This window comes from Paenibacillus contaminans, assembly GCF_003285015.1.
GTDB classification, from domain to species: domain Bacteria; phylum Bacillota; class Bacilli; order Paenibacillales; family NBRC-103111; genus Paenibacillus_V; species Paenibacillus_V contaminans.
In genome coordinates this window covers 68627-83105 of sequence record NZ_QMFB01000037.1, presented here as the reverse complement: position 1 = coordinate 83105, position 14479 = coordinate 68627, and the positions used below count along the sequence as shown (strand labels likewise).

The following is a 14479-nucleotide window of genomic DNA, read 5'->3' as shown; positions in this document are numbered from 1 at the left end:
CCCATGAATTGTCTGCCTCCTCCATCGGTTACAACGGCGAAACGTTCGGTTTAGCCGGTCTTTCCTTTATGTCCCGAACTCTCCCCTTGCTTGTTTCAGTCATTCCTCGTTTGTTTAGCAGAGGACATGCCTTCTTGCTGTTTGCGCAGCGTTTCTATTCGTTCGCGAATATCCGAATGGTTATAAAGGTAGGCTTTAGAGACGCCCAACTCTGTGGAAACGCTATATTACTAGCCTCAAGATTTACTTTAGAAAAAACCAAGACATCAATATCCATTACTTGTTATTAATTCCAATTGTTTTTCTGAAAAATCTCTTGGAAGCCATAGCCCTAACCGAGTATTTCCTCCAAAGTATAACCACGTTGCATAAATCTCCCCTACTCCACTTGTATCAAATTGCCCATTTTTATAACTCCATTGGTCTACAATCTGAAAGCCTAATTTATTAGACCAAATTTATTAGACCAAATTTATTAGACCAAATTTATTAGACCAAAAATCAACGGCTCTTTCCATTGAATGAACTTGTAATACTAACTCTGACACACCTTCCACTTGTAGTTTCATTGTGATTCCTCCGATTTATATGATTCATGCGGACTTGTATCAAACTATGTGGGAAAATATTCCACAAAGTAATGTATTATCCTGCCTTTTAGTCTAATGAAGCTACCGGGATCGCTCCTTGGCAGCTTCATGATGGAGGTATTGAACTATCGTACGCGTTAGTTTAGCAATACCAGTAAATACGCGCAATATTGAAAGCTTTTAACTGGTATTCCGCAACAAAGTCTGCCATTTGGCAGCCTTTGTGATTATCACAACATACTTGTATTACTCTCACTTTCTTGCCCTAATAATCATAAAGTTTTGATCTTCATTTACTTCTTGGAAAGAATAGCCACCATAAACAGAAACATCTCTAAATCCTACCTTCTCAAGCATCATGATAAACTCATACTTAAAAAACCATCGCATTTTAGTTGTACTATACTGAGTATCAATTATGATGCCATTTTTAAAAATTTCATATCGCTCTATCTTAGTTTGTATCTGTTCAAGGAAATTAAAGTTTGATTTTGAACTTACTACTATATCCGAACCGTCGCTTCTTTTACCCTTAAAACCAGGTGCCCATTCATCACCTTTATTTATGAACAGATCTTTTGGTATAAACAGAGGGATTAAGGTCTGTCCACCTTGTTCAAGATGCGCATATATACTCTTTAAAGCATTCATTGCGTCTTCTCTTTCTGATAAGAGTATAAATGAAGCCGCTGGTATATAAATGGTCATATACTTTTTAGGTATATCAAGATTTTGCATGTATTGATTATACAGAACTGGAGACTGCGCATTTTTCTCAGCCTTAGCTCTGCATATATCCAACATGTCTTTAGAACAATCAACACCATCAACATCAAGACCAGCGTCCAAATAGGGCAACAATAATCTTCCAGTACCACATCCAAGCTCCAATGCAGCTCCTGGAACTTCTATAATCATTTTTTTGAAAAACTCACTATCATCGGACGCGCTACCCGTTCGCATATCGTAAGTTTCCGCTAGAATACCTTCATATGATTCAACATTATTTAACAACATAATTTGTTGTTCCCTCCATGTTTTATGTTTAACTCCATCATTTAGAACCTTGATTGTGCTTCTATTAGAAGTCCTGAAACGCAGTAGTCCATAGAAGTCATAGAAACATTTTGGCGGAAGTAAAGATCGATGCTACCGGTTTTGAATTGTATCGTGTTATTCACGCAGTACGGGGTTTCAATATAAAACAAGGTTAGTTTCAACGTCGTGCTATCGAGCCAGATGTCGTGTGTGACGGCTTCTTGCCGGTGTATCGCCAAATCTTTCACAAACATATCGTTTATATGTACCAGGGTCGGTCCAATAATCAAATACGAGTACACGCTGCTCGCGTTCTTCGTAATATAACCAAACCTCCAACTGTTCCCCTGAACGGGCGAAACCAAGCTTATAAAGCTTCTCCGGATTGTCCTCTAACCTGTACCAACGACCGTCCAGATCAGGTAAGTCACCCGGGATCGGGTGGGCTACTGGGAGTGGATATACCATATTTGCAAGTCGCTGCTGGAGATTAACACAGTCAGACGAGTTTGATCGAACGTTATCGTTTCCATTCAACTCATCGATTATATTCTCGTAAATCAAATCGAGTAATGCCTGGCTCTGCCCTTTGCTAAAAGCCGCCGTTGCCGCAATAACGATACGTTGGTTGGGAGCTACAAAGCAAAGCTGTCCGAATGCACCGGCGCCCCTGAAGCAGCCTCTGCGACATAAATGAATTTGATAGCCGTAACCATGTGCGGAATCGATTTCATTTGCTCCTTGGCGATTATCGCTTTGTTCCCGGTAGCCATATCCACGTAAGCTTCGGAAACAATGGTTTTGCCGTCAACCCTGCCCTTGTCCAGCAGCATTTGACCGAACTTGGCCACGTCCTCGGTTGTCAGGCTCAACCCCATGCCTCCAACTGCAATGCCCATAGGGCATGTTTCCCATATCGGGCGATCGATTCCGAGCGGCTTGAACAGCCGGGGCATCAGGAAGTCGATTAAATGTTGACCATTCGCTTGCCGTATAATAGCCGATATCATATAAGTGGCAGGCGTGTTATACGAATAATGACTCCGGCCGATAAGGTGCACGCCACATCCGCGCGGTTATCCGGCCTTCCTGAAGCAGCATAAAGCTGTTCACCAGCAAATTATTTTTCTCGATCATGTCAAAAAAACGCGATAGCGCCACAGCAGGAAGTCCATGATTCTCTGGGTGATCGATTCTTATTGGACTCAACATTCTCTCCCCCTCAACCGGAATTCCATGTTTTGTAAATTGCTTGATTAGTTCGCCATAATAATGCAAATACCTTTTGTTGCTTTAATGAATTGGAGCAGGTCGCCGAGGCGCCTGCTCCAATCATAATCATTTCACTATCGTACCCGTTAGCTTAATCGCATTGTTGCACTTATTTTCCGTATTCAGTTATTTTAAATGCCTGCTTTAAGCAAGCAAGTTGATCTAATTTTACCCCCATTTTTATGTTTTAATTAGAGTCGCTGCTTATAGTTGTGAGGCTTGCCGAACACCTAACGCAGTGACGTCCCGACGGGCTTAGGGGGCTGGAGGTGGTCACTCGCTTCTCAGAGTGACCCGAAGCGTCAATATGGTGTTAGTCGAAGGAAGTTCTGGAAGCAGCCATTGCATTTAACGCGTTCTCAAAATAGCTATATACTTCATCTGCAATTCCCAGAAACTCTTCAACAAGTACATTATTACTATCCAAGTAACAAGCATACAGATAATCAACTAAAGCGGAGTCAATCTCACAATAGTTTAATATGGCATTCTTCATCTTAATAATGTCATCTTGCCATACACCTGTATCTTCTAAAACCAAAGAGTATAATGCACGAATTAATCTCTTAGAGTAACCTTTAATATATCTAGTTTTCATTGTGTTATCACTAGCATTAGAAAGTAAACTTTGTATACGATCTACTTCCTCCTTGGTCTCTGTATTTAAGTCTAAAATGAACTCTGGAGAAATAATTATCGGTGGTACTTTTTCACCAACGTCATGACCATATATGCAAACACAAATTATCTTTACCCAAAAACCCCACTCATTTGGTTTACTTAATACATCGTCAATCGAGCAAATTATCGTATCAATCTTAGTTAATACTGGATATTCTTCCAAAAGCCTGTCTTTAATATTTGACAATCTTTCGTAATCAATATCTTTGGGATTTACACATACAATAGTAAAGTCTGCATCTGACTTAAAAGGTTTAGCAGTTCCTTTTGGAATCGAGCCACACATATAAATGCTATGAATCTTATCTTTAAATTCGGTAAGTATATTATCTATATACTTATCAACAAAATCCTTATATTCACTTTGTATTACAATTCTATTTATAACTTTTTCTAATATCATATAGACTCCTCCTAAACTAAGAACTTCTTTCGGCTAAAGTCTTTTTTGCGAACTTCGTAAATTCGTCATGACTTAAGTTATTCGCGAAATCATTCAACTATCCTGCCCGTTAGCCATCCATGCTGCACTCGGCATTTGCCAACAGGTAGGGGATGTAAGGAATTTGGTACCCTTGAAGCCCAGAAGCGTGTTCATTTATACTTTGGTAAAGGACGTGATGCTTAAGCCAAGACATTTCAATGTTGTCAGTAAATCTGGACAACAAATTCGTGTAAACTGTTGGTTCTCGCCATTTTGGTACACTGATAGTGCCAGCTCCTGCTGATATTTCACAACAGCAAATTCGAACTGAAATGCAATGCTTTATCGAGCAGTACAATAAAGAATATGGATCCCTGACAACTTCTAAGGGCATCGACAAAGGCTGAAGCCGTGAATCGAATCATCTGCCTGAGAAGGGCTTTACGGTCCCTAAAAATAACGCCTATACAATTCCCTTCGTCGTTCTCCGCGTAACTGGGCATAGATCTGAGTAGTAGATGCTTTCTCATGGCCTAGCATCCCCTGAATAAAATCCAACGGTGCACCGTTATCAAGCAAGTGACAGGCATAGGTATGACGGAACCGATGAGGGTGCACGTTTACAGTAACCTCTCCACGAGTTGCGAGCTTTTTTAACGAAAAGCGTATTGTTGGAGTTGTCATTCGTCGAACAGGGTGAGTTACCGTCACAACTAGGGCTTTACAAGAATCCATGCGCTCCTCAAGGTATCTCTTTAACCAGACCTAACACGCCGAAAAATAAACTTCTCTTTGTTTAGAGCCTTTCCCATTCACAATAGCGGAGCAGTTTTCCCAGTTGATGTCTTCAACATTTAATATGTGAACCTCACCGACACGGCAACCAGTACAATTTAGGAATTCTAAGAGTACATGCTTGCTCTCTAGGGGAATCACAGGTATTAAAAACTTTGGGATTCGTTTTTCCATCTTTGGTTCTCTCAGTTTTAAAGTTGGATTCTTAGTGAGTGCGCTTCCTCGATTGTAAATCGAAAAAGGGATCTGACGAAACGAATACGATGCCCTAAGCTACTTGGCTTTAATCGCTCTGACTGTTTCGCCAGATAATCCCTCAGCAAAGTTAGGGTNTAATCGCTCTGACTGTTTCGCCAGATAATCCCTCAGCAAAGTTAGGGTGACTTCTTCGATTTCAAGGTTGCCGATTTCTCGGATCAGAACATTTAACTGAAGGGAGTATGCTTTCAAGGTGCGGGCTAAATCCCAAGATACGCTTATCAGCCTCATACAACATCCACAGATCCATCAATTTCATAAAAGTAACCCTCCCAATGGCTTATTATCTTTAGCTTCGCTTTGTTTGGGAGGGTTTAATCTTTCCTTGTCAAAATAATGTTCTCGCCACTAGCGTACCCGTTAGCGGAACAAACGAGATAATAGTAATGCGATAAGGGGACCAATCACTATGAATCCAAAAAAAAGTGCAACAATCTTCATAGGCGTTGACAACCCTTTGGGCTCATTTAGACTGTCAAGTTTTTCGTTAATTTTCTTTAGCTCTTCCAATATTTCTTTACTTATCTCATCCGACATACTAATTCCTCCAGAACAAAATAAACCTCTTCCTTTTTATTTTACCACAATTAGGAAATATGTTTAACTGCCAGTTAGTTGAGCAAAGGCAGCCGATCGCTCTGGATGGCTGCCTTCGTGTATCTTTATTCAGCTCTCTTCTCCGTTAGCTTAGCCATTTTCATAAGATAACGTTTTTTAAAAGTACGTTGCGGATTCATCATACCCTATTGCTTTGTAAAAGTCGCTGGCTCTTTGCATGCCGTAACTATCCTGCAAGTTGAGAAACGGCAGCCGATCGTTCTGTGGCCGGCTGCCGTCATGTATTTATTGAGCTATCGTTCTTCGTTAGCTGAATTTTCCCAAGGTCAAATGACAGAACTCCCTACTTTGCTCTGATTAACACAAAGTCAATTGCATTTTTCCCTACGATTAAAGTGTCTCTATCTTTAACAATGAAAGCCGCACCTAATGTTCTTTTTTCTGGCAACCAGTATTTGTTCGTTTGATCGAATACAACAACCTCTTGAAAAGTCTGTTCTATAATTCCAAGTTCCTTAAAACTTCTACGATCATACTCTTTTTCAGATATTGTCTTTACCTTGTAAATTGGCTTCTCAACTTGAACCTGATTATCGTAACTAACATAAGTGAGAGAATATATAATATGTTTGCCAATCATTGCTTTAATATCTTCCTGATCAAGTGTGCTAATCCCATCGTTAGGAAGGACTTTTTGAACTATCCATTCACCATAGAAAATTTGGTCTTCATCTGTTTTGTTAATCGTTGAAGTCGTTGTTGGTGTTGAAATCGTTGTAGTTGTTGGTGTAGGTGTTAAAGCTATCGGAGAAGGTTCGGAACTTTCATTGGGTTTGGAGGCTGCTATGGAGGAACTTGAGGCCGTCGTAGAAGTCGAGAGAAGTTTATTTAGGGTACATCCCGTAAATGTAACAGTAATAAGGAACATGCAAAAGACAATCGGAAATTTTTTCATACAAAAGAAGCCCTTTTTTCTTCCAAGTATACACTTTATCTTGACCTTTGTAGTTCAACTCTTCTTCCCGTTAGGTGAACAAAGGCAGCCGGTCATTGTGGCCGGCTGCCTTCATGTTGTACGCCCAGCATGGGCGTCATCTTTAGTGTGAAAGTCCCGAACGGGGGCTGGCGAGCGCCTACCGTAGCCAAGGGCAAGGGTGTCCGTTTCGAGGCGGAATCTGAAGGAAGCCGGAGGCAAATGCACGGGCCAAGGTATACGAACTGGGTTTGAGGCAGGATTAGTCGGATGAGTTGCCAACACACAACGAAATCCTAAGCCGCCAAGAGCTAATACTGTAAACCCCAGTGGTCGCGGGCAGACAGATGACGTACTTATCTGGGGAGGGTATTTGGAGCTTCGTTACCCTTTTGGAACCGCCGTATGCGGACCCGCATGTACGGTGGTGTGAGAAGACGGGGGTTAGTCGCCCCCTCTTACTCGATTATTCAACTCTTGCACCCTTTAGTTTAATGCAATATGTCTCGAATGTTTTATCCCATATCAAATGTCTTCCAACCAGGTTCATCAATTGTAATAACTAGTTTTCTGAATGCTACATATGGATCTTTGAATAGCTTTTTCTTAAAGATAAATCTAGTTGGTGGTTCTGAAAGAAATTCAATATACATCGGTTTAGCAAATGAATCCCGCAATGCAACACATTTTGTTCTTTTTTCTAATTCTATTCTTTCTTCTTCAGTAAGTTCATTCTTATGAATCGACTCCCTTACGAGTCTTTTTTTTGTCTCCTTTCCGCTATTGGATAAAAAGCTGGAGATATTCAATTAAATACATATTTAATTTCTTGCTGAGATACAATCCTACCAGTTTATATTCGACCTTTACACTTTAATCCAGTTGCTGCACGCCGTTCACAATCATGTCCGTGCTTAAAGCAGTGATTTCGCTTTCTCAATCCGCTTGAGATTGGGCATACTCCTTGATGAGCCGCGAGACATACAAGCCGGAGCAGGCAAATCGTTCCGAAAGCAGCGTCAGCGATATGTCCTGGCTCGAAAAATGCTCGTCGATATTGCCGACAACCAGTTTGGCCTGCTTCTCATTGACATACCGTTTCTCTCTTTCGACGCATGCGCAAATATCCCAAATCTGTTAATTTAGCGGGCTGCAAGACTTCCGCAACATAGTCTCAACCAAATGAAGACCAATTTTACGCAAGGCGCAAGCGCGCCAAGCGATGAGGCTTTCCCGGATCTCTCAATTCAGCCCAAAAGTGTCCGCCTGCGTGATCGAGAATATCGTACTTCGTGTAACCGCGCGGCAGAACAATATTCACCAACTTGCCACGCTCCATATCAAAGAGCTTCTGGCGGCCTTTCCAAATATCAAAAGCCTTATAGACCGGGCTGAGAAGGCAATACCGGCCTGAAGACGTGAAACGCCCTATCAAGCCACGTTTCTTGCCATCGCCGATGCTTGAAAAATCCAACATGAAAGGCAGGGCCTTCACGCCCCCACTCGCGCCGATTTCAGCAATTGCGCCATAGGGATCACCGTGCTTCGGCGAATTTGAGTATCCTTGCGTGTAGACGAAGATGCGCCCTTCAAGAACCAGTGCCTCATAGATAAGGGGGCTGCAATATGGTGCTTCCTGCGACTGCGCAAAATCCGTACTGACAAGCTGAGGCAGCTCACTCGCCAAAAGCATCGCCGGCGGGGACTTTCTATCAATAACGATGGGTCGCACCGCGTCGTCTGCAAAGGCGCTCCAACGTGCAGTAAGCCCCGCCTGATCGACCGTCAGGACAGCAAGATACTTGGCATGAGCTGCATCTTCCAATGGCATGGCAACCGAACCATCCGTCGAGACGGGATGCGCGTAGCGGCTTGGCCGTAGTCGGGCTTTTGGAGCGTCGCCAACGCGTTGCTCTATTTCAACCTTCCGAACGACGGGATTAGCCCCACGCGAAAGCAGGAAGGCGCTATCCGTCCCGCCGACATACAGTACCTCGTCAAACATCGGGACTGAGATGTACGCGCTGCTGGCGGTCGCAGCGTCGGTACGAGTTGGGAGATGATCGGACAGATTGAACGCGTTGAAACCCTCATTGCCAATATCAATCTGAAAAAGTGCCCCCGTGCGGCCTGACGGAAGTTTCGACCGGAACGTGATCGCAGAACGGATAGAAAGGCTACCATCGGCGAACGCCATTGGATGAAGGAACAGCAGGTTCTCAACCTGATCTTCGGCAATGCTCACCGCGTTGCCAACCTCTGCGCTGCCGATCTCTAATTCTCTGTCGAGCTGTAGTCTTATCGACTCTGCTACACCTATATCAATGCTCTTAGCCATATACGCCTCTCAAGCCTCCAATTTCCAGATATCGCTACACGGCAAAACCCTACTTCTGACTGACTCGAATCAACGGGGACGCTTCAACCTGTATTTAGTCGTTGCTTCACATCAAGTATAGGTCCACTCACCGCACTATATGCTCTCTGAGCGGAGAGAGCCGAAGATCTGTCTTTCCACCGGGGATCGCACGATCCTGTAATTCATACCGCATCGAGCGGAAATTCAAATAACTTCCATCAGAGAGTATTCAGTTTTCACCCTCTCTTCATCAAGAGAAATGTCGAATATTATTGTATTAATCTGCGGGCATTCACCGATATATACAGGGAATTCGACCTCATAAAACGGCGGACCATCTGAATCATCAGATTTGTAAATACTAACGTTCCTCTAATTGGAATTTCCCGTCTCTCCGGCTTCGGTTTTTAGAAAAAATTCATCTGGATTAAGACCTGGAACGGCCACTAACGTGCGCGTATTGGATGTTGCGACTTTTTCGATGTAAGACAAAATCTCGCCACACATCTTTTTTGAGATTCCGTATTCCTGCTCCAGAAAGCATGAATCTCCTTCATTAATTGCAGATACTAACTTCAATCCTGAAGCCAGCGCTAATTCTATAACTTTTGTGTCGTTCATGGCATCACCAATCAATGTCGAGTAATCTCTCGGATTTATTCACACCCCTTCTAGGGGGAGGAGATTGAGGCTTCGCAAATCGCTGATTTTTGCAACGACGCAAAGTCAGGATTTTTACGACAACATTGTCTTAGAATCTGAAGAGGAGCTGCTCTCAACTACCAATATATCGAAAATGGAAAACAGGCTGTTTTGTTGCGAAATTTACTTCTGCATGAAGTATTGGTTCCTGATGCTTCCCTTTAGCCCATAAATTCACTTCGACGCCGAGCAATTTTGGGTCATCCATCTGAAAAACATCGCTTACCTGACTCTTGTCAAAGTCTGGGGGTTGCAGTTCACTGGCCGAAATACCGTAGCGACCAAGAGCCTCGATAATTTCCTCAAAGACTTGTGTATCGATACCAAATTTGTCCGAAAGTGCCGAAACATCATTTCGACAAATAAGTTGGACAAACTCTCGAACCAGTTGTTTGACCGCATTCTCTTGGCAGCTATCCATGATGCAGCCCACTAAAAATTATCAATGCAGATACGTCTGTATCTATGCTTTTGGCCATATCCGTCTCCCTAATTTAGAATTTCTACCCATTGCAAAATTCCCGGATTTCGCATCGCATGGATCTCTGACTTTTGCGATGCCTCGCCTCAAATGTCAGGATTCTCGCGAGAGGGAAGCGGCAAGATACGCGTCTATAGCCTGTTTGGCTGCGCTCATTCCAACGCCATGCTGTGTTTGATAAAGCTTGATGGCAGCTAGCTTTGATGACGGATCGTTTGCGAGTTCTTGCCATGTGATTGGCGGTGGGAATCGGTCGGTAAAGACGTTCGGCGTCTCCGTCAGCACGTAGAACAGTCTGCTCAGCGTTTCCGGAAAGCGCTTCTCAAGGTCGCGCCACTGCGTGGAAGATAATGGGATGAACGCCAGCGTGTCACCAATCGTCGAAGCAAGGCACAGTCGGATTTCGTAATCCGGTGATAGAAAGCTATTCAACGCGCACATGGTAATATGGCGATCCCTCAACGAATAACTCAGCGGAATCTCACTCCTTCGATCCCCGGCCCGAATGAAAATACGGTAGCCGCCATCTTGTTCGCTTTCGACATATTCCCCCACGAGGTTGCCTGTTCGTAGAACCGCCTCGCAGGCGTCGATGATGGTTCCATCGCTTTGTCTCCAGCCCACCCAAAACACGCGGGTTTCGTCGCGAAGGAGCGCCCAGACGCGTTCTTCGCTTGGATCGTCAAGAACTGATTCAATTACGCTATCGGCCACTGTTGTTCCTCCGTCCCGGAAAATTCGTGAATCGCTGACCATTGTGATGCCTCAAATGTCAGGCAAACCGTCCAAAAACTCGAACGGAGGCCCCAACCCAGTCAACGCCCTCCGCTATAAGCTCCAGTTCCGCATATTACAACTTCTGGAAATCCATTTCCGCTTGTTATTATCCTAATTGGATTGTACCACATTTTTCAAGAAAACTGCCCGTTACTTCAATAGGCCGCCGATCGCCGGCAGCCTATTGAATCACCTATTGTGCTCTCGTACCCGTTAGCGCAATAAACTAGCTTTTCTAAATAATTCGGTTTTCCGAACTGTTCCTATAAGTCTGGGTGCCCATAAAGCTTTGCAAACGGGCAGCCGTATCCTTTGAAGCGGTATAAATCATGATCTTCAGCTCTGGATCGGTCGGCGGCTGCAAGGTTACATGTTCAAATTCCATCCCTCCGATCCGAGGGTCGGACCAACGTTTGTGGCAATCTGTAACAACCTGAACGTCATGCCGCGGCCATTTCTCACGGAATAGCTCGCTAATCTGCATAAACTCCTCAATAAGCTCCTTAAACCTCGCATCATTAGGAAAATGTGCGTAATCTGCACGAAAGCGTGCAATCATGACCTGCGCTTTGGCTTCCCAATCCATATTTTTCGATTTAAGTGAGGTATCCATTAAAAAACGCCTCAACCAATTGGGTTTCTGTTGCAAATCATATGAGAATACCGGCAATCCTAACACAATCTCTGCTGCTTGGTTCCACAGCAACAAATCCCAACTTCTTCCCATTATGAATGCAGGATTCGGTTCAAGAGCCATAACCGTTCGCTCCAAACCGACATTCAGTTTTTGTTCATCTACTTTTGCCTGTTTTATCGGCCTTGCCAGTAGATGGAGATGGCAACGTTCATCCTCAGTCAAACGCAGCGCTTTTGCTATATTATTTAATACATCCTCTGAAGGATTGATATTTCTGCCCTGTTCCAAAGAGGTATACCAGGATGTTCCAATATGAGCAAGCTGGGCTAGTTCTTCCCTTCGAAGTCCGGGCGTACGACGTCGTCCATAGGATGATAACCCGACTTCCTCTGGAGGAAGCCGTTCCCGACGCGAACGCAAAAATTCACCTAACGATATGCTAGAAGAGATACCTTCCATTGACTACTCCTCCTTATCCTGACACTGCCAATCATACGACAAACACAGGAAGGAAGCCACTTGTGCATTCTGTCATACTGTCATTATAGAATCTGAAGAACTCAGGAGGGATTTTTAAAATGAACGTTTTCGTAACAGGAGCAACAGGCAAAATAGGAAGCCGCTTTGTTCCGCGTTTGTTACAACATGGTCATCATGTCAAACTTTTGGTTCGGGACGCTGGAAAAACGGAGTGGTTTCGCCAACAAGGGGCTGAAGTTTTAGAAGGCGATCTTTTGCAGACGGACAGTTTGGATGACGCTCTCCGGGATACAGATGTCGTATTACACTTGGCTGCGCAGTTCCGCGGTGTAGACGAGAACACTGCCAGAATGTCAAACATCGATGCCAGTATAGCATTAGCTCACGCTGCCTTGAAGGCGGATGTGCCAAGATTTGTTTTTACCAGCACCAATTTGGTATACGGTACAGGAAATCTTTCGAGACCAAGTCGTGAAGATGACGAATTAAGACCGGTTTTGCCATATCCTCAAACCAAAGCTGCTGCTGAGGATGCGCTGCTGAGGCTTCATCGCGATCAAGGATTGGGACTGCGCATTTTACGATTTGCTTTTGTTTATGGTGAGCGTGATCCCCATATCAAGGAATTTCTACCGTTCATGAGTAAATGGAATCCTGCCAAACGACTCCATATGGTGCACCATGCGGATGTAAGTCAGGCGCTGCTGGTTGCTGCTTCCGCACCAGGTATAGATGGTCGAATCTATAATGTTGCCGACGATGCACCGATCTCCGTAGCAGAGTTGTTCAAGCTTCATGACAACCAAATTTCCTCGGAAGCGCAGCAGCAGGATTTTAATCCATGGGACATGATCGTCGATACAACGCGTATAAGAGACGAATTACATTATCGTCCAATTTTCCCGTCGTTCTATACGGCAAGAGATGCTGGAGCTATATAATGCAACTGACGGTAACCCCCGAGTATTTTCGGGGGTTAATTATTCACAAATATTGCTGTTAATTTTGATTCTGTTCTCTCACATTAAACTACTCTGCCCGTTACTTCAATGAACAAGAGGAGCTGCATCGCTGCAAGCTCCTCCACTATCGTACCCGTTAGCTTAACAATTTTGTATTTTTCCTTAAATTAAAAATGATTTTGGCGAACCCTTCCAGGGCGGTATTATATTGTTCATGGTTAAGGAATATTCTGAATAGGGATGACTTAGTTTATTTTTCGAAATTGAGAGGCGGTGATTCTTATGAAGAGATATTTATCGATGATGGGAAATTACTTGCTCTATTTGGCAGTCATCATTTTAGTGATCTTCCTCTATAATACCGTCATTGATCCTGTCTTAGGATGGGGGCAGTTCGGAAAAGGAACGAACATCCCGATCCAGGTATTCATGGTACTTGTAATTACGATCGCTCTTTCCGCCATTGTTTACACCATTAAATACCGGCTTTTGAAACAGACACCGGGAAGCTTTTGGAGACTTTGCGGCTTCTCGCCGATCAGTCCGAGCTTTTCAGTTCACATGATCACAATCGGGCTGGCGTTCACTTTATTAAATGCTGCCACCATGAAACTACTTCTCTACTACAACATCACAACGTTCAATGAATTCACAGAGGAATATTACAACTCTGTTCCTTTCCCTTACTTAATCGTTTCCTCCGTGCTCACCACTTCACTTGAGTTGATCCTGTTCATCGGAATCATGTTTAACGAAGCCCGGAAACATGTGCCCGTATTCTGGCCAATTCTGGTCATCGCCCTGATTATTGCGGCGTTGCAACCGGGAGGAATTGCGATGCAGCTTCTGGGAGTAGTGTTAGGATTCATTTACGGATACGTCTATGCACGCTTTTCATCCATATGGTCCGCTATGCTGATTGGGATTGTGTTTAACATCAGTCTGTTTGGCATGAAAAAAATCGGTTGGCTCGATTCCATGGAGAACATGTCGGAATTCACCCTTATAGTGCTTGCAACAGTCATGGGGCTGTATCTTATCTTTAGCACCCTTTTTTACTGGAGAAAACCAAAAGCAAGGTAATGTAATCTTTTTGACTACCTATTTTATTTAGCGTGGGGTTTACCGGGTTTACCAAGGGTTACAACTTTTTGATTTCAGACCAAAAGAAAAACCACCTTATCATTAGGGGGTTAATTCTGAACTATCGTACCNATCCATGCTGCACAAAGCGCAGCACCACAGAGAGTGAAAGTTAATCCGTTCTTTCATAGTAGTTCAGTCGACTTATGTATAAGATTTGGATTGAAACCTAATCACTCACAATTATTCGTTTATATGCTAAAGGCAACAAATCTTTCACATCAACTTTGACAGAATTTCCTTTCTCATCGTTCAAGATCACCTTAATTTCGGGGCAATATTTAAGGAGCATTTGTCTGCAGTTTCCACATGGAGGGACTAGACAATTATGTGCTTTATCATGAGTGGC

General features: G+C 43.6%; 14 protein-coding genes and 1 pseudogene. 3 read left to right on the top strand and 12 right to left on the bottom strand.

Annotation, left to right across the window (positions count from 1 at the left end; genetic code table 11):
• Nucleotides 1-290 (top strand): hypothetical protein (locus DQG23_RS43300; RefSeq protein ID WP_238178209.1); only part of this gene is annotated, 290 nt, incomplete at its 5' end.
• Between the two features lie 552 nt (nucleotides 291-842).
• Here DQG23_RS43300 and DQG23_RS36345 read toward each other — a convergent pair.
• The 12 genes and pseudogenes from DQG23_RS36345 to DQG23_RS36295 form a co-directional block, all read right to left on the bottom strand.
• Nucleotides 843-1607 (bottom strand): class I SAM-dependent methyltransferase, encoded by a 765-nt coding sequence (locus DQG23_RS36345; protein WP_113035949.1) that lies wholly within the window; start codon nucleotides 1605-1607, stop codon nucleotides 843-845.
• 656 nt (nucleotides 1608-2263) lie between these two features.
• Nucleotides 2264-2500 carry a hypothetical protein gene (locus DQG23_RS43295; RefSeq protein WP_238178208.1) on the bottom strand — a complete coding sequence of 79 codons (237 nt, stop codon included), beginning with the start codon at nucleotides 2498-2500 and terminating at the stop codon, nucleotides 2264-2266.
• Between the two features lie 154 nt (nucleotides 2501-2654).
• On the bottom strand, nucleotides 2655-2837 hold the full coding sequence (locus tag DQG23_RS43290; RefSeq protein ID WP_238178207.1) for a hypothetical protein: 183 nt from the start codon (nucleotides 2835-2837) through the stop codon (nucleotides 2655-2657).
• Nucleotides 2838-3213: 376 nt separating this feature from the next.
• The gene (locus tag DQG23_RS36335) at nucleotides 3214-3984 is read right to left on the bottom strand and encodes a nucleotidyltransferase domain-containing protein (protein WP_113035948.1); all 771 of its coding nucleotides are present in this window, start codon (nucleotides 3982-3984) and stop codon (nucleotides 3214-3216) included.
• Between the two features lie 471 nt (nucleotides 3985-4455).
• Nucleotides 4456-4974: pseudogene (locus tag DQG23_RS43905) on the bottom strand (tyrosine-type recombinase/integrase).
• Between the two features lie 444 nt (nucleotides 4975-5418).
• Nucleotides 5419-5595: a hypothetical protein gene (locus DQG23_RS42680; RefSeq protein ID WP_192894682.1), complete on the bottom strand. Its 177-nt coding sequence runs from the start codon at nucleotides 5593-5595 to the stop codon at nucleotides 5419-5421.
• 364 nt (nucleotides 5596-5959) lie between these two features.
• Nucleotides 5960-6571, bottom strand: a complete 612-nt coding sequence (locus DQG23_RS41970) for a hypothetical protein (RefSeq protein ID WP_146762451.1) — start codon at nucleotides 6569-6571, stop codon at nucleotides 5960-5962.
• Between the two features lie 1213 nt (nucleotides 6572-7784).
• On the bottom strand, nucleotides 7785-8927 hold the full coding sequence (locus tag DQG23_RS36315) for a hypothetical protein (RefSeq protein WP_113035945.1): 1143 nt from the start codon (nucleotides 8925-8927) through the stop codon (nucleotides 7785-7787).
• Between the two features lie 393 nt (nucleotides 8928-9320).
• Nucleotides 9321-9584: a hypothetical protein gene (locus DQG23_RS36310; protein ID WP_113035944.1), complete on the bottom strand. Its 264-nt coding sequence runs from the start codon at nucleotides 9582-9584 to the stop codon at nucleotides 9321-9323.
• Nucleotides 9585-9723: 139 nt separating this feature from the next.
• Nucleotides 9724-10071 (bottom strand): hypothetical protein, encoded by a 348-nt coding sequence (locus DQG23_RS36305; RefSeq protein WP_113035943.1) that lies wholly within the window; start codon nucleotides 10069-10071, stop codon nucleotides 9724-9726.
• Nucleotides 10072-10224: 153 nt separating this feature from the next.
• Nucleotides 10225-10845: a hypothetical protein gene (locus tag DQG23_RS36300; RefSeq protein WP_113035942.1), complete on the bottom strand. Its 621-nt coding sequence runs from the start codon at nucleotides 10843-10845 to the stop codon at nucleotides 10225-10227.
• Between the two features lie 298 nt (nucleotides 10846-11143).
• Entirely contained in the window at nucleotides 11144-12004 is an 861-nt protein-coding gene (locus DQG23_RS36295; protein ID WP_113035941.1) for a helix-turn-helix transcriptional regulator, read from the bottom strand.
• Between the two features lie 119 nt (nucleotides 12005-12123).
• Here DQG23_RS36295 and DQG23_RS36290 point away from each other — a divergent pair, with 119 nt between their 5' ends.
• Together DQG23_RS36290 and DQG23_RS36285 are read left to right on the top strand one after the other, a co-directional pair.
• A complete protein-coding gene (locus tag DQG23_RS36290; RefSeq protein ID WP_113035940.1) occupies nucleotides 12124-12966 on the top strand; it encodes an NAD-dependent epimerase/dehydratase family protein in 843 nt (280 codons plus the stop codon).
• 303 nt (nucleotides 12967-13269) lie between these two features.
• Nucleotides 13270-14070: a CPBP family intramembrane glutamic endopeptidase gene (locus DQG23_RS36285; protein ID WP_113035939.1), complete on the top strand. Its 801-nt coding sequence runs from the start codon at nucleotides 13270-13272 to the stop codon at nucleotides 14068-14070.
• Nucleotides 14071-14479 lie beyond the last annotated feature (409 nt).